We start from the raw sequence: 24,037 nt of genomic DNA, 5'->3' as shown, positions 1-24,037 counted from the left end.
ACGTTGTCGCGGCACCGTCGTCGATGTATCGACGTACGGCACAAGGGGTTGTCACGACGGGAGTTCTGTGGCGTCGGCGGAACCCGTGCTCGGATTCCGCGGAGACCGGGACGGGAGCACATCCCGCGCTCCCGGTGAGTTCCGGACCGCGAGCACCCGCTGGAACACGGTGACAATGCTGAGCACCGCGAGAATCCACATCGCCACATGGACGGCATAGGTGAGCCAGCCGACCTCCCAGTGTCCACCGATGCCGGTGAGTCCCGCCCCGACCAGGACGATGACCAGTCGGTCGGGTCGTTCGATGAGGCCGCCGTCCGCAGACAGGCCACTGGCCTCGGCACGCGCCTTGGCGTACGAGATCACCTGCGAGGTGACCAGGACGACGAGTGTCGCGAAGAACAACGGCCTGTGGTGCTCGTGGAAGACCGACCACCAGGCCAGGCCGGCGAAAATAGCGCCGTCGGCCACGCGGTCGCAGGTGGCGTCCAACACCGCGCCGTATTTCGTGCCGCCGCCGCGCGCCCTGGCCATCGCGCCGTCGAGCATGTCGAACATGACGAACAGCCAGATCACGATGGTTCCCCAGAACAGATGTCCGGTCGGGAACAACGTGGCCGCGGCGACGATCGTGGCTGTCGTACCGATGAGTGTCACGGCATCGGGCGTGAGACCCGTGCTGACCAGCGCCTTACCGAGCGGCGCCGTCACCTTGGCGAACGTGTCGCGGCCGAAAAAGCTCAGCACGGCTGATCCGCACGGCTCATCTAAGCCTCCTTCCAGGCCGCCGACAGCAGCGCCCTGGTCTCACGTAAGAGTTGCGGCATCACCTTCGCTTCGCCGATGACGGTGATGAAGTTCGCGTCGCCACCCCAGCGCGGCACGATGTGCTGGTGCAGATGGTCGGCCAGCGAACCGCCCGCCACCCCACCGAGATTCAGTCCGACATTGAAGCCGTGCGGTCGGGACACCTTCTTCATCACCCGGATGGCCTGCTGGGTGAAAGCCATCAGTTCGGCGCTCTCGGCCTCGGTGAGGTCCTCCAGATTGGCCACCTTGCGGTAGGGCACGACCATCATGTGCCCAGGATTGTACGGATACAGGTTGAGTACCGCGTACACCAGCTCGCCACGGGCTACGACCAATCCGTCCTCGTCCGACATCTTCGGAATATCCGTGAACGGGTGGCCCGTCGAATCCTTGAGACCGGACGTGGCCGCCTCCGCGATATAGGACATCCGATACGGCGTCCACAACCGTTGCAGCCGATCCGGTTCCCCGGCGCCTGTGTCCACGATGCTCCCCTGCTCGGCCGACGCCGTGGTCTCGTCCAGGTCGGCGAGCCCATCCGGCACCGTGCGTTCGCTCATGCCCGGCCCTTGTCCACTGATCGAATCTCGAAACCGGCCGCGGTCGGCGACGCGTTCTCGCGGCGGGCGATCCACGCGACGATGGTGGCCACCGCGTCGTCCACTGGCACACCATTGACCTGGGTTCCATCTCGGAAGCGGAAACTGACGGCATTCGCGTTCACGTCGCGCTCACCCGCCAGCAACATGAACGGCACCTTCTGCGCGGTGTTGTTGAAGATTTTCTTCTGCATCCGGTCGTCACTGCGGTCCACCTGCGCGCGTATACCCTCGTCCTGCAAGCGCTCGATCACCCGATCGAGATGCGCGACAAAAGTTTCCGCGACCGGGATGCCGACGACCTGCACCGGCGAGAGCCAGGCAGGGAACGCGCCCGCGTAGTGCTCGGTGAGCACACCGAAGAACCGCTCGATCGAACCGAAAAGGGCTCGGTGAATCATCACCGGCCGCTGTTTGGTGCCGTCGGAGGAGGTGTACTCCAAGTCGAACCGTTCCGGCAGGTTGAAGTCCAGCTGAATGGTCGACATCTGCCAGGTACGGCCGAGCGCATCCTTGGCCTGCACCGAGATCTTGGGGCCGTAGAACGCGGCGCCGCCCGGATCGGGCACCAATTCCAGACCCGATGCCGAGGCCACCTTGGCCAGGGTCTCGGTGGCTTCCGCCCAGATCTCGTCGGAGCCGACGAACTTCTGCGGGTCCTTGGTGGACAGTTCGAGATAGAAATCGTCGAGCCCGTAGTCCTTCAGCAGATCCAGCACGAATCGCAGCGTGCCGGTCAGCTCGCTGTGCATCTGCTCTTTGGTGCAGTAGATGTGGGCGTCGTCCTGGGTCATGCCGCGCACCCTGGTCAGGCCGTGTACCACGCCGGACTTCTCGTAGCGGTAGACCGACCCGAATTCGAACAGCCGCAGTGGTAGTTCTCGATACGACCGACCGCGGGCTCGGAAGATCAGGTTGTGCATCGGGCAGTTCATCGGCTTGACGTAGTAATCCTGGCCGGGCTTGCGGACGGTGCCGTCCTCGTTGAGCTCGGCGTCCAGGTGCATCGCGGGAAACATGCCGTCGCGGTACCAGTCCAGGTGGCCGGAGACCTCGAAGAGGTGGCCCTTGGTGATGTGTGGGGTGTTGACGAACTCGTAGCCCGCCGCCACATGCCTGCGGCGTGAGTACTCCTCCAATTCCTTGCGGATGATGCCGCCTTTGGGGTGGAACACTGGGAGGCCGGAACCGAGCTCATCGGGAAAGCTGAACAGGTCCAGCTCCAGGCCGAGCTTGCGGTGGTCGCGCCGCTCGGCCTCGGCCAGCAGGTGCATATGCTCGTCGAGCGCTTCTTGGGATTCCCACGCGGTGCCGTAGATGCGCTGTAGATCCTCGCGGCTCTGGTCACCGCGCCAATAGGCCGCTGAGCTGCGGGTCAGCTTGAACGCCGGGATGAACTTGGTGGTCGGAATGTGCGGACCGCGGCACAGGTCGCCCCAGATCTTTTCGCCGGTGCGCGGGTCGAGATTGTCGTAGATGGTCAACTCGGAACCGCCGACCTCCATGACCTCTGGGTCATCGATGCCCGACTTGTCGCTGATCAGCTCCAATTTGAACGGCTCGTCGGCCAGTTCGACCCTGGCGTCCTCGACCTCGACCACTCGGCGCGAAAACCGCTGCGCACCTTTGACGATCTTCTTCATCCGGGATTCCAGTTTGGCCAGATCCTCTGGGGTGAACGGTCGCTCGACCCGGAAGTCGTAGTAGAAGCCGTCCTTGATGTAAGGGCCGATACCGAGCTTGGCCTCGGGGAATTCCTGCTGCACGGCCTGGGCCAGTACATGCGCGGCGGAGTGCCGGATGACGCTGCGGCCGTCTTCGGTGTTCGCTGCGACCGGCTCCACGTCTACGTCCGTGTCCGGGGTCCAGGACAGGTCCTTCAGTTCGCCGTCCACGCGGACGACCACCACGGTGTCGGGTCCTTTGGTCGGCAGTTCCGCCGCACGCACCGCGGCGCCCGCCGTCGTCCCGGCCGGCACCCGGACGAGGGCGACTGGGCTGATGGGGGCTGAGGTGGTCACGACTGCGCTCCTCTTGGCGTTCTCGTGTGCGGGTGGCTCCCCGCAGGATCATGGCCGATCGCGTGTTCGCTCCGGCGCGACCATGCTACTGTCCCGCCGCTTGACGTTTTGTGCCGGTGGGATAGATCAGAGTGGCTTCTCTCGCGGTCCGCCGGACGGAGGACCGGCTGGTTCTGCGGTACCCGGCGAACCACCCCGGCCCTCGCGAGATCAGTTGTTACGTCATCAAAGTTCCTCGGCTCTCGGCAGCCAGGGCTGCCAACAACGCCGTGCGTTCGTCGGACGGTCGTTTCGGGCAGCTGGTGCACATCTGACAGCCGGGCACCTCGAACACCAGGCAGCAGGAGATCCGCCGTACGAACGTACGCCCGCCGATCTCGACGAACCGCGGCGCCGGGAGTTTTCCTCCGACCTCGGCGGCCAGCCGCGCTCCGGCGTCCGGCGAACCGGCGTCCAACGCACGGTTGCCGATCGCATCGGCCGCGATCGCCCACAGCGACGACACGCCCGCGCCGGACACCTCGGCCACCGGCGCGATCACCGCGGCGAGGGTCGCGCGTAGCTCCGCTGCACCGCCGGCCGATTCGCGGCTGTCCGCTCGAATGTGCACCTGGTCGATGCCGCCGTCCGGGCGTACCGCGAAGTCCAGACGCTCCAGTGCGACCGTCTGCGCCTGCTCGCCCTGTGCGTAGGCCCGCGCGATCCGCTCCACCAGCGCGGACGCGACCATGCACCACCACAGGGTGCCGGCAATGCGCAGCGACGTCGTCCCCCAGGAGTGGCCAAGCTGCCCGATCCGCCCGATCAGCCACTCGGCCTCGGTGAGTCGCCGCCCCGGGACGGGGTTCACCACGTCAGCGGACTGCGCAGCCATTTCCATTCGACTCCGATCCAGCTACCCACGATCCCGAACGTTCCCAATACCCACACTGTCGCGACGACCACGACAACCGTGGCCATCGCCGTGACCGCCCGTAGCATCGGACCCCGCGCTCGATACCACGCCATACCCTGCCGGTACTTTTCCCGCAGCCAGCCGAGTACCCGGCGCGCCCAGGCGAATTCGGTGGCGAGGATGCCGAGTCCAGCGAACACGATCGCCCAACCGGGACCGGGATAGGGGATCGCCAGAATCCCGACCGCGAGGACGACCAGTCCGGCCACCGCGACCGCGATCCGGTAGACGAGGAAGAGCCTAGGTCGCTCGGCGAGCCTGGCTCGAAGGGCGCGCCAGCCGGTCTGCTCTGCGGGCGGGCTCGTATGCAGGTCGCCGGTCACGTTCCCAGGGTACGAGAAACCGGGCGGCACGATTCCGTCCTCGATAGCAGGATGCGCCGAGCCCGCCCGAGCACCGCGGCTCGGACGGGGTCGACGTCCTCGTCGATTACACGAGTTCGGGTGCCACGCGGCGACCGGCATCATCGATATGCGCCAGTCCGTCCACGGTCACTTCGATGACCCGCGCACTGGCGATGTCGAAGAACAGCCCCGACACCCGCACGCCGCGCTCGGCGACCGCCTTGCGCACCGCCGGGTGCTGGTGCAGCACCTCCAACTGCACCGCGACGTTGACCATGCCGAGCTGGTCGACCTCGCCGAATCCGGCCGCCTGCGCAGCGACCGCCACCGGATGACCGCTTCGATACCGTTGCACGCTCGGCTTGGCGTGTGCGAGCCAGGCGTCGACGCCGGGGACCTCGGCGCCGGAGCGCAGCGCCGCCATCGCACCGCACGAGGAGTGTCCACACACGACGACGGACCGGACATTCAGCTGCTCCAGCGCGAAGACCAGCGCGGCTTCGACCGACGCGTCGCCTGCGGCCGGCACCAGATTGCCCACGTTCCGCACGGTGAACAGGTCACCCGGGCCGCTGTTGGTGATGACGTTCGGCACGATCCGCGAGTCCGAGCAGGTCAGGAAGAACGAATGCGGATCCTGCTTGTCCCGCAGTTCGTCCAGGTGCGGTCGTACCACGTGTGCGTGACTGCGGTGGTACGCCGCCACCCCCGCCGCGACCGGGTTCTCGTGCTCCCCGTCACGACGCCACGGGCCGAGGACGTCATCCCAGACAGATCGAGCGAAACTGCGCGCGGGCGGCCCTGCGGCAGCGTGGGCCATCCTTGCGCCGCCGATCTCCACGAACTCGACGGTGCCGCCGTTGCTCGTTTGCTGACTCGCCCACGCCTCGATGGCCTCGAAGGCAGCGTGGTCGAGGAAGTCGACGGTCATCTCGACCGCCACGTCGGCGTCGGCAGGCACCTTCGCTAACACCGCCGACAGCTTCGGCAACGCGAGGAAGGTGGCCGATCCATCGATGGTGATCAGCCAACGCTGCGAATTCTGCATCTGCTCGGCGGCGATCTTCACCCGGACCACCCGCCACAGCAGCAGCGCAAAGGCCACACCCAAACCGATCAGAACACCCTCGAGCAAGTTCGAGAACACCACCCCGAGCACCGTGACGGCATACACCAGCAGATCGCCCGTTCGCCGGGCCAGTTTGATGTGCGCCAGCTTGACCAGCTGGGAACCGATCACGATCAGCAGACCGGCCAGCGCCGACTTCGGGATCTGCTCCACCATCGAGGCCAGCGCCACCGAGAACACCAGCACCCACACGCCGTGCAGCACCGCGGAGGCCCGGCTGCGCGCCCCCGCCTGGACATTGGTGGCGCTCCGCACGATCACACCGGTGACCGGCAGACCACCGAGCAGACCGGACAGCACATTCGCCGATCCCTGGCCGATCAACTCACGATCGAAGTTCGCGCGTTTACCGGTGTGCATCTTGTCCACCGCCACCGCCGACAGCAGACTCTCCACGCTGGCGATCAACGCGACGGTGATGATGGTGAGTACCACGGCCGACCAATCGCCGCGCGGCAGCTGCGGCAGGGCGATCGCGTCGAACAATGAGCCGTTCAACACGATTCGCTCGGCGCCGAGCGGCAGCACCAGCGACAGCACGGTGCCCGCGAGCACCGCCACCAGTGGGCCCGGAACCAAGCGAACCTTGGCGGGCAGGTACTTCCAGCCGATCAGGATCACGATGACGGTCACGCCGATGAAAGCGCCGCCGCCGTGCAACGACATCAGTTGCCCGGGCAGCTCTTTGATGTTCTTCCACGCTGTGCTGTGTGAGGAACCTCCGAGCAGCACGTGGATCTGTTGCAGTGCAATGGTGATGCCGATTCCAGCCAGCATCGCGTGTACCACGACCGGAGCTACCGCGAGCGCAGCCCTGGCAATGCGACTGAGCCCGAACAGGATCTGCAGTATTCCGGCCGCGACGACAATGAAACACGTTGTTCGCCAGCCGAATTGACTGATTGTTTCGGAGACGACAACGGTGAGGCCCGCTGCGGGTCCGCTCACCTGCAGGACAGAACCGCCGAGCAGGCCGGCGACGATGCCGCCGATCACGGCCGCGATCAGACCAGCGGCGACCGGCGCCCCGGAAGCGACGGCGATACCTAGCGACAGCGGCAACGCGACCAGGAAAACCACGATCGAGGCAGGCACATCGTGCCGCAGGATCGAATTGAGGCGATCGGACCACGGTGCGGAACTGCGGCCCGATCCCGCCTCGACAGGCGGGGACATCGGCGGGGCTAGATCGTGATCGATAGCCATGACTCTCCTTCGCCGACTCGGCTGGTTCGCCGAGGTCGGTTGACGATCAACATGTCCAACAGGGCATAAGACCGCGAACCGGCATCTCGCGGTGGAGCAGAACCCGACTCGACGATGAGTCGAGATGTAAACCGGGACAAGTCTATTAGTAAAGACTTAGCAAAGCCTGAGAAATGCGTGGGTTGTGTGTTACTCCTCACTGTTCGCGTGTGGTAATCAGCAATGACCTAGCACACAACGGCGCTGAAAAAGTGGTCTGACCGGCGCTTTCCCATCGTCGGACCGACATCGCCGCGGTCTGACGGTCGGTGACGCCGACGAACTCCCCGATCGCACGGAGAGCGACGTCGATCGTTCAGGTGTCGGGATGTCGAAGAGCGGTCTCGACGCCGCGCCGCATCGGCGCCCGAGTCTCCGGTGAACGATCGCATGGGCGTCCGACCTCCCATGGCGCACCACCATGTTCGCGAAGCCGAATCTCTCCGCTCTCCGAACACCACTTAGATTGCACAGCACTATGATTCGCATGTTTTAGCCACTGCGACCCGCCCCGACTAGACATGGTCGCGAACCTCCGTGACGGCGACAGCGACAGTGGTGGCCGGCTCGAATCGCAGCGGCTCGACTCCCCGATCGGTGGACATATTTCTCCTTCGCCGGATCGAGTCGATCCGGTCCATCGGTCGAACATGTTCTGGAATCGCAGCACTTGCGGGCGAAACGCTCGGCCGCTCGCGCAGCTACGACTCGTGACGCTGAGGTCACATTGATGGTAAAGACTTCCCAAAGCCTGAGGAAAGGTTTTGGGTGCGAACCCAGGCAAGTGCTATCAAACTGTGACCTCGGTCACAGATTCGCGGCGGATTGTCCGGGCGCGAACTAGCCGGGATGCGGGACGACCAGACACCGAACCATCGAGTTCGATCAAGAGAAAGGCAAGAAAAAAAGACCGGGCTCAACTTGCTCCGGCCTTGTTCGTGGGTGGTCCCAGCTGGGATCGAACCAGCGACCTTCCGCGTGTGAGGCGGACGCTCTCCCGCTGAGCTATGAGACCTGATACTTCGTGCCGGGCGGCGCGGGGATGCCCTCCGGACGAGACGAAACAATAGCACGCGCCATCGGCGGTTCACCAAATCGCTACCCCGGCAGCGGCGGTCCAGCTCATCGACAGGGGTGTAGTGAAGTACGGACACACGTACTCCTCTCGCGAGCCTGCCGAGGAGGCGGCCAGCATCTGCCGCACCCCAGCGCGAATCCGGCGGCTGGCGCCCCTTTCAGGCGCACCGACATCCTGTGGCCATGAGTCCGACTCCGATCGTCAAGGCCACGGAGGTGCGCCGACCAGGTGCGAGTCCAACGTCCCATCAACCACACGCGCCACCCCAGACACAGCAGGTCATGTTCGGAATTTACCCCACCCTACCTGCGGATTTGTACCTTTCATCAGGCGTCCGCTAATGTTCTGTCTCGCACCGGAGAGGGCGAAACTAGCCCACTGAGGTGCAGAATGCGGATGTAGCGCAGCTGGTAGCGCATCACCTTGCCAAGGTGAGGGTCGCGGGTTCGAATCCCGTCATCCGCTCGAGAGGTAGGGCAAGGCAATAGTAAAATGCCGTCCGCCTTGCGCGGTGGAGTGGCCGAGTGGTGAGGCAACGGCCTGCAAAGCCGTGCACACGGGTTCGATTCCCGTCTCCACCTCGCGCGATTAGCTCAGCGGGAGAGCGCTTCCCTGACACGGAAGAGGTCACTGGTTCAATCCCAGTATCGCGCACCACCGTTTCACCAGGTCAGACCCGGTATTTACCGGGTCTGATTTTGTTTGTGCCCAGCACACGCCCAATGGAAGGCGACGTTTGCGCCCCTGATGGACACAGTCGAACTGTCCAGACCGGCCCGACTTGCCATCCGCACTCGTGGCACAGGCGGCGCGTTACAGTCGATCACTCGGCACAGTCGGGCGCTATTTCGTCTGGTCAGAACAACCAGGCGAGCAGGGCGGTTCGACCGGCTGATTGCCGGCTGCGGTCGATAGCCGAGCAGGCACACGACCTCAGGGTGACACCCACCATCCCGGATCGCAGTCGGTCCCGTGGCCGACCGCTGGCGACCAGGAGGTCGTCTACCTAGCGGCCCAGGTCGGCGGCGATATCGCGGTCGGCGAACAAGTGCCACCGGTTCGACGGAGAACCGGGCGTCGGGTTCGACCCACAGGTACACATTGTGCCGACATCAAGCAGACAACGACCTGGCTGCGAGGCGGCAGGCAGCTGATCGAGCGGGCGAGTTTCGTTGTGAGCGTTCGAAGTTGGCCGATGAGCAGATCACCCGCGGTGTTCGCGGCGGTGCGCTGCTGGGGGGCATCGTCGCGCAGGAGCTCGAACATCGCGGTGCTGTCGCCGCGAGCCCAGCGCGATAGGAGGCGATCTCGTCGCGTGCGAAACCATCCCGATCCCGTATCCCTTCAGCGATGAAGCAGTTCGTACCGCTCACCAGACTTACGGCAGAACCAGGTCTTACCCAGCCCTTCATCACCGAATTCACCCACCCCATTCGCGACGCAAGCTCCGTGAGTGGAGTAGTGGCCGACGGTGTAATCAGCCCACGCCGTACCAGCCGCACCGAAAGAGAAGGCCGCGACCATAGCCCAAGTAACCAGATACTTCACCATGCCAGGAAGGTTATCGTGTGACACTACTGTCCCGCGTCTGAAATACGTTGGCTGAGCGCGAGTTTCGTCGCGACGAAGACACGGCGGCTGAAGCGGACCGTAATCGGGACCGAGGCGACCGGCGGGAGTCACGACGTAGGTCGCGGGCGTGGGGTGCCAATACAATTGCGGCACCGAATGCCGGGGTTCGCGAGACCGGAAAAGGATTCAGCCTCGTGGGTTCGGCCAGCCTTCAGGAAGACCGACGGTAATCCGATTCGCGCCCATCCGCCCACCACACAAGGGGAATTGGTTCGGCGGTTACGTCAGGTGCGAAAGTCATGCCACAGTAGGAGGATTCGGTGCGTTGCGTGCGGCGGTCTCGAGACCAGGACGGTCGCTACGATGGGTCACCACCCACCGACCGGCCTCGACGATCGTCCGAGGCTCGTCGGCCGCGGGATCCGAATCGGCCCCGGTTCGCCTAGACCTTCCCCATCAGCCGTTCTCCTGGGCCGCGCGCCGCGCCGATCCGGGGCGAGACGCCACCCCCTGAGCGGCGACGGCGCGAAACCAGAACGACGCCATACGCGCCGCCCGCAACGAGGGAACCGAGCAGGCCCAAGGGCACGGTGTGGGAGAAACTTGCGGGGAGAAAATTCTTTCCGCAAAAACTCACGATGAAACCGGCGAGAAAGCAGGTGATCGCCGGTATCCGCCATCGGTCGCCGAAGCCACGCGCAGGGCGGAAGTAGGTGTCGACGTCACGCTTGTCGGTCAGCCCCCACAACCAGTCGACGAGCATCACGAATGCGAACGGGCCGAGCAACTCGCCCGCACCGGTGACGAAGGCCTCGGCGTGCGCCAGGATGCCCGCTTGGGCGAGCAGGACGCCGAGCACGCCGAGAACGACGGTGGCGACCGGCTGCTCCCACGTGCGCGGTTTACGCACCGTATTCAGGGATACCAGCACATCGACGGTCGCGGGATAGAGATTCATTGCGTTCACATGCAATATGGCAAGCGCGACGCCCACCGCAGCTACCGCACCCCAGCCAGGGATTTGCGCGCCGACGACGGCGATGTTCCACTCACCGGTCGCATCCTTCGAGTAGGCACCCATGACGCCCATGACCAGGTTGGGAAGCATGATCCCGAGACTCGGCATCAAGAAGAACCAGGTCCGCCCAACCGTTCGATCGGCAGGCAGGCAGAACCGAGATACCGTCGATGTCTTGTACGTCCAGGACAGAATGGAGAACCCCGCCACCACAGAGATCGCTGTTCCCCACGCCATCGGGACGGTCTGGGACGGAACGTGCAGTGCGAAATGCGTCGCCAGGTAGACGGTCAATGCGGCGTAGCAGAGGATGAACAACCCTGCCGTGTATCGGTAGAAGTACTCGAGCCACTTGAAGCCGAACAACACCAGCACGATATTGGACACGCCGATGATCCAGTACCACGGCGCCGCACCGGTATGGCTCAACGCCGCGAGAATCTGCGCGCCGCCGGCGACATTGAGTCCGAAGAAGGCGATGTTGACGAAGGCGAACAGCGCGGACAGCAGAAAGGTTGCCGCCCATCCATAGGTACGGCGGGCGACAACCAACGCCGTCAGTGGCAGTTCACGCCCCATCTCGGAGAACAACCCGCAAGGAATCAGGCAGATCAGCCAGGTCAGCGCTATCGCGCCGATCATGTACCACAGCCCGTACGGGTACAAAATCGCGCCGATCAGCGGTGTCATGGCCGACGCAGCAGTCATGGCCCAGGTGACGAACAACTTTCCCGAGGTCGCAGTGCGTTGACTGTCCGGCACGGGCGCCACGCCGACCGTCTCGACCTCACCGCCGACTCGCCGCAGCCACGAATACGAGTTAGTGCCGCCAGGCTCTCCCACGCAGTTAATGTACCGTCATATAACGGCCCATTCAATAGAAGTATGTTTGTCGTTCGATGTCCGCCCGAATGCGCAGTTCGTCCATGGGCTGGCGCGGGCGACGGCGCGGCTGGTTGCCGCGCACCGGATTTCGACCGCCCTGTGCGCGCCGTTGTGGGATCGCGCCGCTTCGAGAATCGGATGTCGGCGGATGGGGATACGCTGTGCCGCACAGCCGGAGCCGAACCAGGGGGTTTTCGCGTGACGATCAGCGCGGGAGTTTCGCACGAAGAGACACCGGACGACACCGATCCCGCGATGGTCGATGTGCAGAACGACATCTCTTTCGGGCTCGAAGAGGTCAACGAGGTGCTGTCCGAATTGATCGCGCTACAGGCCGACCGCAAAGCAAAGGACGGAGAACTGCTGAGTTCTCGGCTCGGGATCGGCGGCGAGAAGCCCGAGACCTACGCGCGGATCGGCGCGCGCTACGACCTGTCGCGCGACCGGGTCCGCCAACTACACACCAAGGCCGTCGGTCAAATGATCCGGATGGCGCAGCTGACCGGGCATCGAGCTCCGGCGGTACTCGGCCTGCGGTATCCGCTCGGCGCGCTGGACCGCCAGTTGGTGCGGGCATTGTTGGTGGAGACGTACGCCACCGACACCGACCTCGCCGCCAACGAGCTGTCGTACCTGAAATTGCGGCTGGCCGGGCACGCGGCAACGGACGCCAAGCGGATCGCCGGATTCGTCACCCAACGAATCGCGGCATGGCAGAAGAGGACGAATCGACGCCTGACCAAGTTGCACGACGCCGAGCCGCGCGCGACTGGTCAACTGAGTCCCTGGTTGGCGCAGGCCGATTGGCCCCGCGGGGGCGCTCCCGCCGCGATGCCGACTTCCAGCGCTCGCACGGTGGACCGCGACGACAACGGACGCGGACGCTTCTACCTGGACAAGGTCGGACGCGATGTGCCGTTCGACTCCGGCCTGGAGGCCAGGTTGCTATGGATCCTCAATGCCAGCAAGCTGGTCGAGACATTTCAGGAGCAGCCTGCCGCGGTCGGTCACGACCTCGACGGAGCGGAGCGCTTCCGATATCCAACCGTCGTCGCACGACTCGTCGACGGTCGAATCGTGCTCATCGATGTCGAGCCGCTCGGTCACGTCGGCTTCCACGTCAACCGGGTGAAGGCGGCTGCGGGACGCGCATACGCCCACGCCAACGGGTGGGGGTGGCTGGTGTGGACGGGCAGCCGGATCGGCGTATCCGATCTGCTCGCGCGCCCGGTCGACGCGGCGATCGAGCGTACGCTGCGCGACCTGCTCGCGCACGGACCGGTGCGGTGGTCCGCGCTGCGCGAGGTGCGCGCGGAAACCGACCTGGAACTGCTGGACTTCCTCGCACTCGTCCTGCGTCACGGCTGGCGATGGGACCGGGCGCCGTTCCGGCTCAGCGCAACACCATCACACCGGCTAGGAACGTGACGATCAGCAGCATCGCGCAGCAGGTGACCAGCTGCCAGTGACCGATGTCCTGTTCGAGGTTGGTGATGGTGTTGCGCAGGGCGTTGTCCACCCGATGATGGTCGGCGATCTTGCGGCGGGCTGCGGCCAATGCGACGGCCTGCTCTTGCGCGGACTGCTCCAGGCGTTCCAACCGCGCGGCGAGCTTCACCACGTGCTTCTGCCTGTCCCGCAACGTTTTCCTGGTCACCGCCAGTGCGGTGCGCTGGTTGACCAGCTCTTGACGTTGCCGGGCGATGACGGCGGCTTGCGTCCTGGTGTGATGTTTCCAGTCGGTCACGGTGGCCCAGCCTCCTGTCTTCTCATCCCGATATCCCCAGACGATGTCGCCGCGGACCCAGCCCTCGATGAAGGTGCGCAGTTCGAACGGTTCGCGCCGTGGCGCCGCCATCGCGTGCTCGGTGTCCAGCACTCCAGTGGTCGCGCGGTAGTCGCAGGCATCGGGCGCAAAGTCCGCGATCCCCAACGCGTGTAGATGCGGCACCCAATAGCCGGGCGGGCACAACCACAACACGTCGGTGCAGCCGGCGGTGTACAGTCGCTCGGTGTGTTCCTGTGCCGGCACTCGCTGGACCGGCCCGCTGCGCACCTCGATCGCGTACTCCCGATCGCCGGTACGCCAGTAGACATCGACCGGCAGCGTCCCGATCCGCCGATCCACCTCGGCCTCGTCGGCGCCGTAAGCCAGCAGCCTTCCGCACACCCAGTACTTCAGCCGCTGCATATCCCATTGCGCGGCGGAACATTCCGGGCACTTACACGCGTAGCCGTCCGATGCTCGACGCGCGCGGCCCGACGGGTCCCCGATACCCAATTCGGCGAGCATCGCTTTGCGCCCGCAGGCGATGTCCACCCGCTGCTTTGTTCTCATGCGACCACTCCCTGCACAAACCACCGCAGGCCTGGCGACCCACGCCGTAGATCAAGAGTGCGTCAGACATCCATCCCTCGCCAGCCCCGTTCACATCGTGGCCGATCGGTGGAGTCGGTGTCGTACGCTGCGGCACAAGGAATTTCACCACGCCACGCAACCCGACGTCGGCCTTATCGGTGAATTGACAGTTATCGCCATATCCGCCCCGCGCCGACTCGGATCATCTACCCCGCCCGTCGCAGGGCAGCGGGCCTTGCAGGACAATGACCGATCGACGGGACTGCGCTGTTCCGGACAAACGGGATCGCGGCGCCGTCCGCCTGCGTAGGCCGAAGTCGATGCGCCTACGCTGCAACGATCAGGTCAACGGATCGGTGCACGCCGGTTCTTCGCGAGCCGCGAATGTCCCACGGGGCGGATAGAATCGACCGGCCGAGTGCGAGCTGGGCCGATACGGGGAAGAGGGTATTGGATGGAGCACGGTCAGCAGACCGGCGAGTCGATCGGCGCTATGTTGTCGAGTATCGCGTCGACTCTCCGAGAGGTCAGCGACAAGCTGGATGTGGTGGCTGCCCGAATGGACGGAGCCAGCCCGGTGTCGGGCGAGCCGACGTTCGAGGATCGGTTGGCCGCGTTGGAGGCGTGGGCTTTCCATACCGGACAGAACATCTCCGGCATCGATGCCCGGGTTCAGCGCCTGGAATCCGGCGAAGCGCCCGCCGGCGAGCGCAAGGACGAGACCGACACTCCGGCGGCGCGACTCCCCCGGGCGGGCACCGGGCGCCGCAGCGCGGGCCCGCTGGAGCGGCACGTCGCACCGGCCCCGGCTTCCGGGCACAGCGAATCCCGCGAGAGCGTGCGCGATTCCCGAAACGGCACGTCGCGGCAGGACATGGTTCGTGCGGCACACGAACTGAACCCCGCAGCGCCGTCGGGTTTCACCCCGCCCCGTGAACCTGCCGCTGCCACACCGGAGCCGAGCAGCAACTCCGGGCAGAGTTTCACCACACCCACTCCTCGCGAGCCCACGCCGAACTTCACCGCGCCGATGGTCCGCGAGCCCGCATCCGACCTGACGACACCCCGCGAGCAGATCAATCCGAACCAGGAGGCGCTCACGACACCGCGCGAAACCGTCGCGACGCCGCACCTTTCCCCCGCGCAGGAGAACACCGCGTTCGAGAGCATCTTCGCGTCCGCCGACAACTCCGGCCCCGGAGCACATCTCGGCCACAGCCAGAACGGGAACGCTGCCGACGAAACCGCCACCGGCCTCACGGGCGCCCATCGCGCCACCGAGCACGATTACACGCCGGTCGACAACTCGCACGTCGACAAACTGCAGGCCATGCTCGACGAACTAAAAAGAACCGCGGCCGCCCCGCTCGGGCGCACCGACGTCTTCGGAACATCCGCCGGCGAGCCGAACTCGAACGGCTACCGGCTTTCCAGCCCACCCCCGGCGTCCTGAACGGCCGTGCCGCGGCGCCGCTTCGGCGGCCGGATCACGGCGGCCGACCGCAGCAAGGTTTCCTGAACAAGATCGCGCAGCCAGCGATGACCGTTGTCGGCCGTGTTCCGCGGATGCCACGCCATCCCGATCGCGACCTCCGGCAGCGGTAGCGGAATCTCGAACGTGCACAGCCCGAGCGCGGGGAGCGCGGAGGCGCTCAACAGGGCGGGCACCGGACAGACCAGATCGGTGCCACGCACCGCGAACAAGGCGCTGGTCAGATTCGGCACGGTAGCCACTACGCGCCGGGTGCGGCCGTGCAGGGCCAGGCGGTCATCGATCGGTCCGTGCGCGCGACCGTTGCGCGCGATGCTCAGATGCCGCGCCGCCGCGTAGGCGGCGACCGTGACGCGATCGGTGACCAGCGGGTGGTCGGCGGCGGCTACCCCGATCATCTGGTCGGCGAGCACCCTGCGCACCGTGGTCTCGGGATCAGTGTGATCGATCACGCCGACCTCGAGGTCGACGCGTCCGTCACGCAGCGCGGCGGTGCCTTCGAGGGCGTCGGGCAGGAAGCGCAGCGCCACGCGGGGCGCTTGGGCGCGCACCGCCGACAATAGGGGCGCGGCGAGTTCGGTGAGCACCATGTCGCCCGCTTGGACCGCAAAGGTCCGCTTCAGCGCCGCAAGATCGCTCGTTTCGCGAGGAGCGAGCAACGTACGTCCCTGTTCGACCAGAGCGCTGACCTCATACCGCAGTTCCAACGCGCGCGGCGTCGGCACGAGAGAGCGGCCCGCTCGCACCAGCAGCGGATCGCCGAGCACTCGGCGTAGCCGGGCCAGCGTCCGGCTCATCGCGGGCGGTGAGGTGTGCAGGCGCTCGGCGGCCAGCGTAACGCTGTTGCTATCCAGCAGCGCGTCGAGGGCCACGAGCAGATTCATGTCCAGCGCTTCCACCCATGGATTATCACCAACGCAATGGGTGTTTCCTGACATTGCTCTGGTGACAATCCCGGGCGAGTCATGGGAGACCCTGTGAAGTACATCGACCTCGGCGCCTATTACGGGAAACGACCGCTCGCGGATCGCGCGGTGATGGGCTGCACACAACGCAACGACCGCCATTTTCGCGACGGCCGGTCGCACAGGCGCAGTACCACCCTCCCTCTTACGTGCCGGTCGATGAAACCGGCAGTGCGCCCCGATCAGCGACGGTTTCCGACACCTCCGGTCCGGCAACCGCGCGCACGATCAGCGGCCGAATGCCGCGCGGTGAACCCGCAGTGATCGGCGGCTCCCCCCTGGCCGTGAGGTACGCGCCAGAACGATGCGTGGACCACCACACCTGCCGTCTATCGGCTGATCCGATCGCTTTCCTCGTCCAACGGCAGCAGCTCCGCCTCGATAGGAGCCCGGTGCGGCACAACAGGTGCGGTGTCCGGTTTCGATCGGGCCAGGCCGCGATAGGACTCCGGCTTGACCCGCCGGAACCATTGAGCCAGCCGGGTCCGACGCGGCAGCCGGAACCGCAAGTCGGCCAGCATCTCGTCGATGTTCTGGATGGAGAACGGGGTGATCGCGGTGCCGTGGGCATGGTGGCCGTGCGTGCGTTCCTCCATCCAGCTCAGGCGGGCGTCGATCTGCTCATTCAGCTGCTCGGCGGGCGGCAGCGCGAGTCTGCCGGTGAGCAGCGCGGCGGTCCAATGCGCGGCGACCTCGGCATTGAGTGTGCTGATCACCGATGAGTTGTAGCCGGCGAAAGTCAGATTCGGCACATCCAGCGGCAGGATCTGCCGGTGCAGACGGAAGTTTCCGCGCTCATCGGTCAGCCTGCGCTGCACATACGGGGTGAGGAAGGGCACCCGCTGGTGGAAACCGGTGGCACAGATCACGACATCGGCCCGCAGCACCTCTCCGGTGGACAAGCGCACCGCGGGAGCAGCCTTGGGGCCGCCGCCCATCTCGGCGATGGTCGTGTCCCGGTGCACGATGATGCGTCCGTTGGCGACCTGCTCAGCGAAGCCTTCGGTGGCGAGACTGATGGTGCTCTCGGCGATCTCCTCGAAACGGCCGCTCGGCACGAGACCGAGTTCGCGCAGCCGCATCTGCTTGGTGGCCAACTCCTGGATCAGATCGAAATTGCTGATCCGCACCGATTCGCCGGATCCGGTCAGAAACCGGTCCATCCAGCCGGGCCGAAGGTAGTGGAAGTGGGCTTCCCCGAAACGCGTCAGCATCAGCCGCTCGTAGTCGATCACTTTGGCCAGCGTGCGCGGCATCTTCCAGAACAACCGCCGGGCCACCACCGACGTGGAAGCCGCGACCTCGCTCACCGCGGTGGCGATGTCGCAGGCGGACTTGCCGTAGCCGACTACGACGACCGACTTGCCGCGCACTGCGTCCAGATCGTGGAATTCCGACGCGTGGCACAGTCGTCCACCCGCAGCGGCGAACACATCGGCACCACGATAGTCCGGCATCGCCGGGTCGCTGAACACGCCGTTGGCGATCACCAGGTGATCACACGAGGTCCGATGAATTCCACTCTCATCGCGAATTTCCAGCAACCATCCGCTGTCCACCGGGTCCGCAGCAACCACCTCGGTCTCCAGCCGCAGATGTTCGATCAGCCCGAAGCGTTCGGCATAGGCAGCCAGATACGCCTGCATCTGCTGTCCGTCGAGGACCCGCGGATAGTCCGCGGGCATCGGGAAGTCGGAGAAGTGATACGTGTCCTTGGAGTTCTGCGTTTGCAGGCCCGGGTATCGCCGGGTCACACTCCACACGCCACCGACATCGGGTGCGCGGTCGAAAATCTCGACCGGAAAACCCGCCTGTTTCAGCACTTTCGCGCAGGCAAGACCTGCGATACCCGCACCGACGATCCCGACGCGGTTTCCGCTTGTCATGCGCAGGAGACTACGTCGCCAGCGCCGCGCAGCAAAGTCGGTGGGCCGAAATCGCGGTTCAGCATACTGCCCGCGCACCCCGCGGGCCGCCGGTGGATCGCGCAAATCACGGGATCAGGACGCACTCGCGCCAAAGTGTCCACGACCAAACGCGGCCACGGGCAGCGCCACGCCTCAGGTCGACGCGATGCGGATCTGTGGGCTTGCCGATTCCGCGACGATCGCCGCCACCTCTCGGCCCAATTCGCCCCGCGTAGTCGCGCGTGACCGCTTTCCTGCGCGGATGAGGTCGACCGCACCCTCCTGCGGGACGCTCGGATCGCGAACTCGTCTGCGGTCGGCATCCAGGGCTTCTTCTTCGCCGTCGTGCTGACCGCCTCGCCGCAGCAAAAGGAACGTTTCGACCTCTCCGATGGGCTGATCGTCGCCTCGGTGGTACTGGTCTCGCTGCTGGCCGGTGGCGGCAGCGTGGCGGCCGATCGACTGGCACTGCGATGGTCCAGCCGCGCCACCGTGCGGATCGGCCTGCTGCTCGTCGCGATCACCGGCACCGCGGTGGCGTTCGCGCGTCCTTCACCTCCGATGAGGTACCGGCCGAATCGCCGGACAGGCCGCGGCGGCCGATCGCGGCTGTTGCGGCAGTCGCTGCTGCAGCGGCTGCGCTGGTAGCGGTCCTGGCTGTTGTCACCGAGCCGGACCACCTGTGCCCATGGTGGCCTGGGTGGTGCCGTAGGCGTGGGCGATCTCGGCGGTGGTAAGGCCGCCGACCGCACGGAGCGTGAGTGCTACCTGGGAGGTGTGGCCGAGCGCGGGGTGGCAGCACAGCAGGAGCAGGGTGAGACTGTCGTGGAACGCTGACACAATGGGCCACTCGGCGTCGAAGCCGTGGACATCCCCATGGAGTGACCAAGATCCTCATCGCACGCGGAGACAACCAGATTATCCGGGTCTGCCCGACCACGCCCGACCACGCGTCCAACTGATGCAATAATCAACCGCACGCCGCGTGCGGGCAGTGGCCCCCATATCGGCGTGTCACCTGGTGACATTGCGAAGCCCTCGCCGAAAACGAACAGACCATGGCCGGTCGATCCTGACGACTATCCCAATATCGGCTGAGAGCATTGCCCTGCGCCTCGAACACCCGTTCGTCGGAACTGCGAAAGTCGAGGCTACGGGATGGTCGGGTGGTCGCGCCGGCCCGCCTCTACCGCGTCGTCCCCACGCCGCCGGCTACACCGGACTGCGAGCACCCACCCAACGACACTGTCGACCTGAGCCGCATACGTGATCGTTTCATGCCGCGATGTCGAACAAGGTCAACCCTCGCGACCGTCGTGCAGCGGTGCCGCGCAGTTCGGCGCACTCGCGGATCGCACAGATCGGTCCGATGCCCTGAGGCACCGAGTGCGGCGACACCAGTCAACCGCGCGACAGCGACGGCAATGCACGACAAGTCTCACCGCGGGCTGGTCGTCGATCTCGGCCATGTCTGTCTCCGCCGAACTTCCGACGCCTCGATCTTGGCAATCGTTTTCCGGGCAGAACCTGGTCCAGCGTGTCGAAACCTGGCGGTACATTCGACCTCCGAGAGCAGGCATCGAGCAGCGGAGCCACCGCGCCTTGTGCGTTTTCGCTCAGAAAAGTGTGTTTTTATAAACGAATGAGCAACATCCCAGTCACCGTCGACCGGGCCGGTCTATGGGACGCGGAAGCCCTCAGTGATGTTGCGGCCGCAACCTTTCCACTTGCCTGCCCGCCTGGTTCCTCGCCCGACGACATCGAGATCTTCATCGCCGACGCGCTGTCGGGCGAACGCTTCGGTGAGTATCTGAGCGATCCGGCGCGGATCGTGCTCAAGGCCATTGCGGGCGACGACATCGTCGGCTACGCGATGCTGGTCGCCGGAGCTTCCGCCGATCCGGCGATGGCCGACGCAGTCGACCTGCACACGGGGGTAGAGATCAGCAAGATGTATGTACTGCCCGGTCACCACGGCACCGGGGTGTCGACCGCGCTCATGCGCACCGCACTCGATCGGGCGCGGGAGGATAGTCATCCCGGGGTGTGGCTGGGCGTCAATCAGAAGAACGCCCGCGCCCAGCGCTTCTACGCCAAATACGGCTTCACCACCGTCGGCACCAGGACGTTCACCATCGGCACGCAGCTGCACCACGACTACGTGATGCGACTGGTCTTCTAGGGCGGGCGCGCCGGACGAACACAGCTACGCGTCCGCACCGTCACGACCTGGCGGCTACCAACCATGATCGACGATCCGTCCGGGTCAGCGGCTGCCGCACGCACAGGTCGACAGCCCTCCCCGCGTGGTTTCGGCCCCGTCGGCGAACCAATCGAAAACCGAGTAACTCGAACCGGTGACCGTTAGACCGTGATTTCGAACCGCGACAGTGCGAGCAGGCGCGAGATGGCGCGCAGGTACTTCTTCCGGTAGCCGCCCTCCAGCATCTCCGCCGGGAAGATCTCGTCGAGCTTCGCGCCCGACACCGTGACCGGAATGCTCGCGTCGTAGAGCCGGTCGGCCAGCACCACGATGCGCAACGCCACGGCCTGATCGGTGACCGGATGCACGTTCGAGACGAACACCGACGACACCCCGGCGATCAGTGCGCCGAACTTGGACGGGTGCAGTGTGCTCAGGTGCTCGAGCAACGCGTCGAATTCGTCCAGCGTGGAACCTGTTGCGCGAGCGGCGCGTTCGACGAGGTCCTGCGGCGAAGTCGGCTCAGGCGCAGGTGGCAGGTCACGGTGGCGGTAGTCCGGTCCGTCGACGCGCACCGCGTCGAAGATCGCGCCGAGTTTCTTGATCTCGCGCAGGAAATCCTGTGCGGCGAAACGTCCCTCGCCCAGCTGCCCGGGCAGCGTGTTGGAGGTCGCCGCGATCGAGACTCCGGCCGCGGACAGTTCGGTCAGCAGCCGGGAGACCAGCATGGTGTCGCCCGGATCGTCCAGCTCGAACTCGTCGATGCACAGCACGCTGTTGACCGAGAGCCGTTCGACCGCACTGGCGAACCCCAGCGCACCGACCAGATTGGTCAGTTCACCGAAGGTGCCGAAGGACTTCGGGGCGGGCGCGCGGTGGAATACCGAGGCGAGTAGATGGGTCTTGCCGACGCCGAAGCCGCCATCGAGATACAGACCCGCGCCGGTCACCTGCTTTTTCTTGCCGAACAGGTTCTTCTTGCCCGCTGCCTTGTGGATTGTGGCGACCTGCCCGGCGAACGCCTCGGCCTTGGCGACCGCAGCAGCCTGGCTCGGTTCCTTCGGATCGGGTATATAGGAGCTGAAGCTCACCTCGTCGAACATCGGCGGAGGCACCATTTGGGCGACGAGCTGATCGGCCGGAACCTCCGGGTGGCGATCGACGAGGCGTGCTTGCATGAACGAAGCCTAAAGACGGGGTGTGATCTGGTCTCATGCAGCGTAGCCACAATGCGATCCAGCTCACAGAGCTGAGCCCGACCGATCTCGCGCAGTTGTACGCATACCCGGCCGAGCTCGACCAGCCTTGGGTGCGCGCCAATTTCGTCTCCAGTATCGACGGTGCAGCGACCAGCGGAAACCTGAGCGAGGGACTGGGCACCCCCGCCGATCGGACGGTGTTCGGGCTGTTGCGCGAGCTGTCGGACGTCATCCTGGTCGGTGCGGGCACCGTACGCGCGGAGAACTATGGCGGAGCACGCACCGACCCGAGACACCGGCGGACGCTGCACGACCAGGGAATCGGCGGCCATCCCGACGGCTCGCCACCCCCGATCGCGGTGGTGACGGCCGGCGCCGCGATCGAGCCCAGCGCCCGCCTGTTCACCGACACCGAGGTGCCGCCGTTGATCATCACCACCACCGTTGCGCCCCACGAGCGCAAGCAGCGGCTCGCCGACGCCGGCGCCGAGGTAATCGAGGCAGGTGGTGCCGCAGTGACCCCCGAGGACCTGTTACGCGTGCTGCGCGAGCGTGGTCTGCCGCGGGTGCTCACCGAGGGCGGCCCCCACCTGTTCGGCGAGTTGCTCGCGGCCGACGCGGTCGACGAACTCTGCCTGACCACAGCTCCGCTGCTGGTCGGCGGTACGGCACGGCGAATCTCGCTCTCCACGCACGAGTTCCGCACCCGCATGACTCGCGCACACGTCGTGCTGGGCGACGATGGCACGGTGCTCACCCGGTGGGCCCGTCGATGAAACAACCGCCCGAACCTGGCAGGCTGTAGCAATGCGCTGGACTCGGGCCGCCGTGCTTGCCTCGACACTCTCGATCATGATCGCCGGTTGCGGTGCGGGACCGTCGGACCGCCCTGGAGTCGCGGTGCAGCGCCCGCCCGCCGCGGGTGGCGCGGTGACCTCAGCACCGCCGCCCCCACCGGTCGACGCCGAACTACCCAAGACCGATCTCAGTTGGCGCGACTGCACCCAACCGACTCTGGATCTGCTCGGGCTCGGTCCCGCGCCCGCGGGCCTGGTGCTCGACTGCGCCGAGTACTCGACTCCGATCGACGCGGCGGGAGCGGTGATTGGCAATTTCCGCGCAGGCGCGATGCGGGCCCGGCTCGCGCAGACCCCCGCCGACGTGCCGCCGTTGGTGCTCACCTCCGGCTCGGACCGCTCGTCGACCGCAACCCTCGCGGGGCTGGCCGCCGGCCCAGCCGGTGGGCTACTGGCCGCCCGTCCGATCGTCGCCGTCGACCGGCGCGGGATGGGAACCTCGCAGCCGATCGACTGCCTGCCGTCCGAGATCCGTCGCGGCCTGGCCGACAACGCCCAGTTCGGTCCGGAGCCGGGCAACCCGATTGCGGCGATGACCACGGTCAGTCAAGATGGCACCATCGCCTGCCGCGACTTCTTGCAGCCCTACGAGAACACCTTCGACGTACCACACGCCGCCGACGACATCGAGCAACTACGCAGGCAATGGCAGGTCGAGCACATCACGCTGCTCGGTACGGGCAACGGGGCGAAGGTCGCGCTCAGTTATGCCCGCAGATACGGCGACCATGTCGCGCGGCTGGTGCTCGACTCTCCTGAGCCGGTCGGCACGGACGCCGTCACCCGTGCCGAACAAGCCGTGCAAGGCGCGGAGGCAGCGCTGACCGCGTTCGCCCAGCGTTGTGTCGGCATCGGCTGCTCACTCGGCCCCGATCCGCGCACAGCGGTCACCGACCTGGTGAACAAGGCTGGATCCGGCAATCTCGGCGATATCTCGGCGAACGCGTTGCGCACGGCGTTGTCGGGGTTTCTGGGCAGCCCGCGCGCCGATCAGGTCAACCGGACCGGCGAACTCGCCGACGCGCTCGCCGCGGCCGGGCGCGGCGATCGCAGCGCGCTGAGCAACCTGATCCTGCGCGAGTCTGCCGCCACCGCGGGCGATGGCCAGTTCGTCAACCGATGCAGCGACACCCAACTGCCGCCGACTCCCACGAAAGCCACCGAGCTCGCGGGAACCTGGGCGGGCAAGTATCCCGTCTTCGGCAAGTCGGCGGCGATCGCGCTGATGGCGTGTACGGCTTGGCCGGTGTCAACCGCGCCGCCGATGCCGGAGAAGCTGGGAATCCCGGTGCTCGTGCTCGGCGCCGTGGCCGCCCCCGGGGGGGGGGCGGGGGGGCGGGCGCCGGGGTGCCGGGCGCGCGGCGCGGGGGGGGCCCCGCCGGCGGGACCGCTCCCCGGT

The 24,037-nt window shown here is 65.9% G+C and carries 18 protein-coding genes, 4 tRNA genes and 1 pseudogene; 9 read left to right on the top strand and 14 right to left on the bottom strand.

Annotated features, from left to right (window positions below; all coding sequences use genetic code 11):
- Nucleotides 1-51: 51 nt before the first annotated feature.
- The 7 genes from pgsA to AB0C34_RS05050 all read right to left on the bottom strand — a co-directional run bounded on the left by pgsA (nucleotide 52) and on the right by AB0C34_RS05050 (nucleotide 8,118).
- The gene (gene pgsA, locus AB0C34_RS05080) at nucleotides 52-747 is read right to left on the bottom strand and encodes a phosphatidylinositol phosphate synthase (RefSeq protein ID WP_357067545.1); all 696 of its coding nucleotides are present in this window, start codon (nucleotides 745-747) and stop codon (nucleotides 52-54) included.
- A gap of 20 nt (nucleotides 748-767) precedes the next feature.
- Complete coding sequence (locus AB0C34_RS05075) at nucleotides 768-1,370, bottom strand: HIT domain-containing protein (protein ID WP_357067543.1); 603 nt, start codon at nucleotides 1,368-1,370, stop codon at nucleotides 768-770.
- Nucleotides 1,367-3,430 carry a threonine--tRNA ligase gene (gene thrS, locus AB0C34_RS05070; protein ID WP_357067541.1) on the bottom strand — a complete coding sequence of 688 codons (2,064 nt, stop codon included), beginning with the start codon at nucleotides 3,428-3,430 and terminating at the stop codon, nucleotides 1,367-1,369. The genes AB0C34_RS05075 and thrS overlap by 4 nt, the downstream gene beginning before the upstream one ends.
- A gap of 217 nt (nucleotides 3,431-3,647) precedes the next feature.
- Nucleotides 3,648-4,304, bottom strand: a complete 657-nt coding sequence (locus AB0C34_RS05065; RefSeq protein ID WP_357067539.1) for a (2Fe-2S)-binding protein — start codon at nucleotides 4,302-4,304, stop codon at nucleotides 3,648-3,650.
- Nucleotides 4,277-4,708, bottom strand: a complete 432-nt coding sequence (locus AB0C34_RS05060) for a TIGR02611 family protein (protein WP_357067537.1) — start codon at nucleotides 4,706-4,708, stop codon at nucleotides 4,277-4,279. Before AB0C34_RS05060 ends, AB0C34_RS05065 begins: the two co-directional genes overlap by 28 nt.
- A gap of 106 nt (nucleotides 4,709-4,814) precedes the next feature.
- Nucleotides 4,815-7,064 carry a bifunctional SulP family inorganic anion transporter/carbonic anhydrase gene (locus AB0C34_RS05055; RefSeq protein ID WP_357067535.1) on the bottom strand — a complete coding sequence of 750 codons (2,250 nt, stop codon included), beginning with the start codon at nucleotides 7,062-7,064 and terminating at the stop codon, nucleotides 4,815-4,817.
- A gap of 982 nt (nucleotides 7,065-8,046) precedes the next feature.
- Nucleotides 8,047-8,118 (bottom strand) — tRNA-Val (locus AB0C34_RS05050).
- 455 nt (nucleotides 8,119-8,573) lie between these two features.
- Here AB0C34_RS05050 and AB0C34_RS05045 point away from each other — a divergent pair.
- The 3 genes from AB0C34_RS05045 (at nucleotide 8,574) to AB0C34_RS05035 (ending at nucleotide 8,838) form a co-directional block, all read left to right on the top strand.
- Nucleotides 8,574-8,646 (top strand) — tRNA-Gly (locus AB0C34_RS05045).
- Nucleotides 8,647-8,691: 45 nt separating this feature from the next.
- A tRNA-Cys gene (locus tag AB0C34_RS05040) sits at nucleotides 8,692-8,762 on the top strand.
- Nucleotide 8,763: 1 nt separating this feature from the next.
- Nucleotides 8,764-8,838: transfer RNA gene (locus AB0C34_RS05035), tRNA-Val, on the top strand.
- A gap of 687 nt (nucleotides 8,839-9,525) precedes the next feature.
- Here AB0C34_RS05035 and AB0C34_RS05030 read toward each other — a convergent pair.
- Nucleotides 9,526-9,732, bottom strand: a complete 207-nt coding sequence (locus AB0C34_RS05030; protein WP_357067533.1) for a hypothetical protein — start codon at nucleotides 9,730-9,732, stop codon at nucleotides 9,526-9,528.
- A 463-nt stretch (nucleotides 9,733-10,195) separates the two neighbouring features.
- Entirely contained in the window at nucleotides 10,196-11,614 is a 1,419-nt protein-coding gene (locus AB0C34_RS05025) for a cytosine permease (RefSeq protein WP_357067531.1), read from the bottom strand.
- Nucleotides 11,615-11,854: 240 nt separating this feature from the next.
- On the opposite strand from AB0C34_RS05025, the gene AB0C34_RS05020 reads away from it, so the two are divergent.
- The gene (locus AB0C34_RS05020; RefSeq protein ID WP_357067529.1) at nucleotides 11,855-13,084 is read left to right on the top strand and encodes a sigma factor-like helix-turn-helix DNA-binding protein; all 1,230 of its coding nucleotides are present in this window, start codon (nucleotides 11,855-11,857) and stop codon (nucleotides 13,082-13,084) included.
- Here AB0C34_RS05020 and AB0C34_RS05015 read toward each other — a convergent pair.
- Nucleotides 13,050-13,994 (bottom strand): hypothetical protein, encoded by a 945-nt coding sequence (locus AB0C34_RS05015; RefSeq protein ID WP_357067527.1) that lies wholly within the window; start codon nucleotides 13,992-13,994, stop codon nucleotides 13,050-13,052. The genes AB0C34_RS05020 and AB0C34_RS05015 overlap by 35 nt on opposite strands.
- Before the next feature lie 475 nt (nucleotides 13,995-14,469).
- Here AB0C34_RS05015 and AB0C34_RS05010 point away from each other — a divergent pair, with 475 nt between their 5' ends.
- Nucleotides 14,470-15,468: a hypothetical protein gene (locus AB0C34_RS05010; RefSeq protein ID WP_357067525.1), complete on the top strand. Its 999-nt coding sequence runs from the start codon at nucleotides 14,470-14,472 to the stop codon at nucleotides 15,466-15,468.
- On the opposite strand, the gene AB0C34_RS05005 is transcribed toward AB0C34_RS05010, so the two are convergent.
- Complete coding sequence (locus tag AB0C34_RS05005; protein ID WP_357068509.1) at nucleotides 15,435-16,397, bottom strand: LysR family transcriptional regulator; 963 nt, start codon at nucleotides 16,395-16,397, stop codon at nucleotides 15,435-15,437. The genes AB0C34_RS05010 and AB0C34_RS05005 overlap by 34 nt on opposite strands.
- A gap of 404 nt (nucleotides 16,398-16,801) precedes the next feature.
- Entirely contained in the window at nucleotides 16,802-18,358 is a 1,557-nt protein-coding gene (locus AB0C34_RS05000) for an NAD(P)/FAD-dependent oxidoreductase (protein WP_357067523.1), read from the bottom strand.
- Nucleotides 18,359-18,724: 366 nt separating this feature from the next.
- Here AB0C34_RS05000 and AB0C34_RS04995 point away from each other — a divergent pair, with 366 nt between their 5' ends.
- Nucleotides 18,725-19,027 carry a hypothetical protein gene (locus tag AB0C34_RS04995; RefSeq protein ID WP_357067521.1) on the top strand — a complete coding sequence of 101 codons (303 nt, stop codon included), beginning with the start codon at nucleotides 18,725-18,727 and terminating at the stop codon, nucleotides 19,025-19,027.
- 42 nt (nucleotides 19,028-19,069) lie between these two features.
- On the opposite strand, the pseudogene AB0C34_RS04990 reads toward AB0C34_RS04995, so the two are convergent.
- A pseudogene (locus AB0C34_RS04990) lies at nucleotides 19,070-19,204 on the bottom strand (RNA polymerase sigma factor); the annotation flags it as partial.
- 817 nt (nucleotides 19,205-20,021) lie between these two features.
- Between AB0C34_RS04990 and AB0C34_RS04985 the strand changes: the two are divergent.
- Nucleotides 20,022-20,561, top strand: a complete 540-nt coding sequence (locus AB0C34_RS04985) for a GNAT family N-acetyltransferase (protein ID WP_357067519.1) — start codon at nucleotides 20,022-20,024, stop codon at nucleotides 20,559-20,561.
- A gap of 182 nt (nucleotides 20,562-20,743) precedes the next feature.
- Here the strand turns inward: AB0C34_RS04985 and zapE are convergent, their stop codons facing one another.
- Nucleotides 20,744-21,760, bottom strand: a complete 1,017-nt coding sequence (zapE, locus tag AB0C34_RS04980) for a cell division protein ZapE (protein ID WP_357067517.1) — start codon at nucleotides 21,758-21,760, stop codon at nucleotides 20,744-20,746.
- A gap of 35 nt (nucleotides 21,761-21,795) precedes the next feature.
- Here zapE and AB0C34_RS04975 point away from each other — a divergent pair, with 35 nt between their 5' ends.
- Nucleotides 21,796-22,557, top strand: coding sequence for a pyrimidine reductase family protein (locus AB0C34_RS04975; protein WP_357067515.1), 762 nt, complete (start codon nucleotides 21,796-21,798; stop codon nucleotides 22,555-22,557).
- A gap of 31 nt (nucleotides 22,558-22,588) precedes the next feature.
- Nucleotides 22,589-24,037 (top strand): alpha/beta hydrolase (locus tag AB0C34_RS04970; protein ID WP_357067513.1); only part of this gene is annotated, 1,449 nt, incomplete at its 3' end.

Origin of the sequence: Nocardia sp. NPDC049220, assembly GCF_040647855.1 — a bacterium.
In the GTDB taxonomy this organism is placed as follows: domain Bacteria; phylum Actinomycetota; class Actinomycetes; order Mycobacteriales; family Mycobacteriaceae; genus Nocardia.
This window is presented reverse-complemented; position numbering and strand designations above follow the sequence as displayed.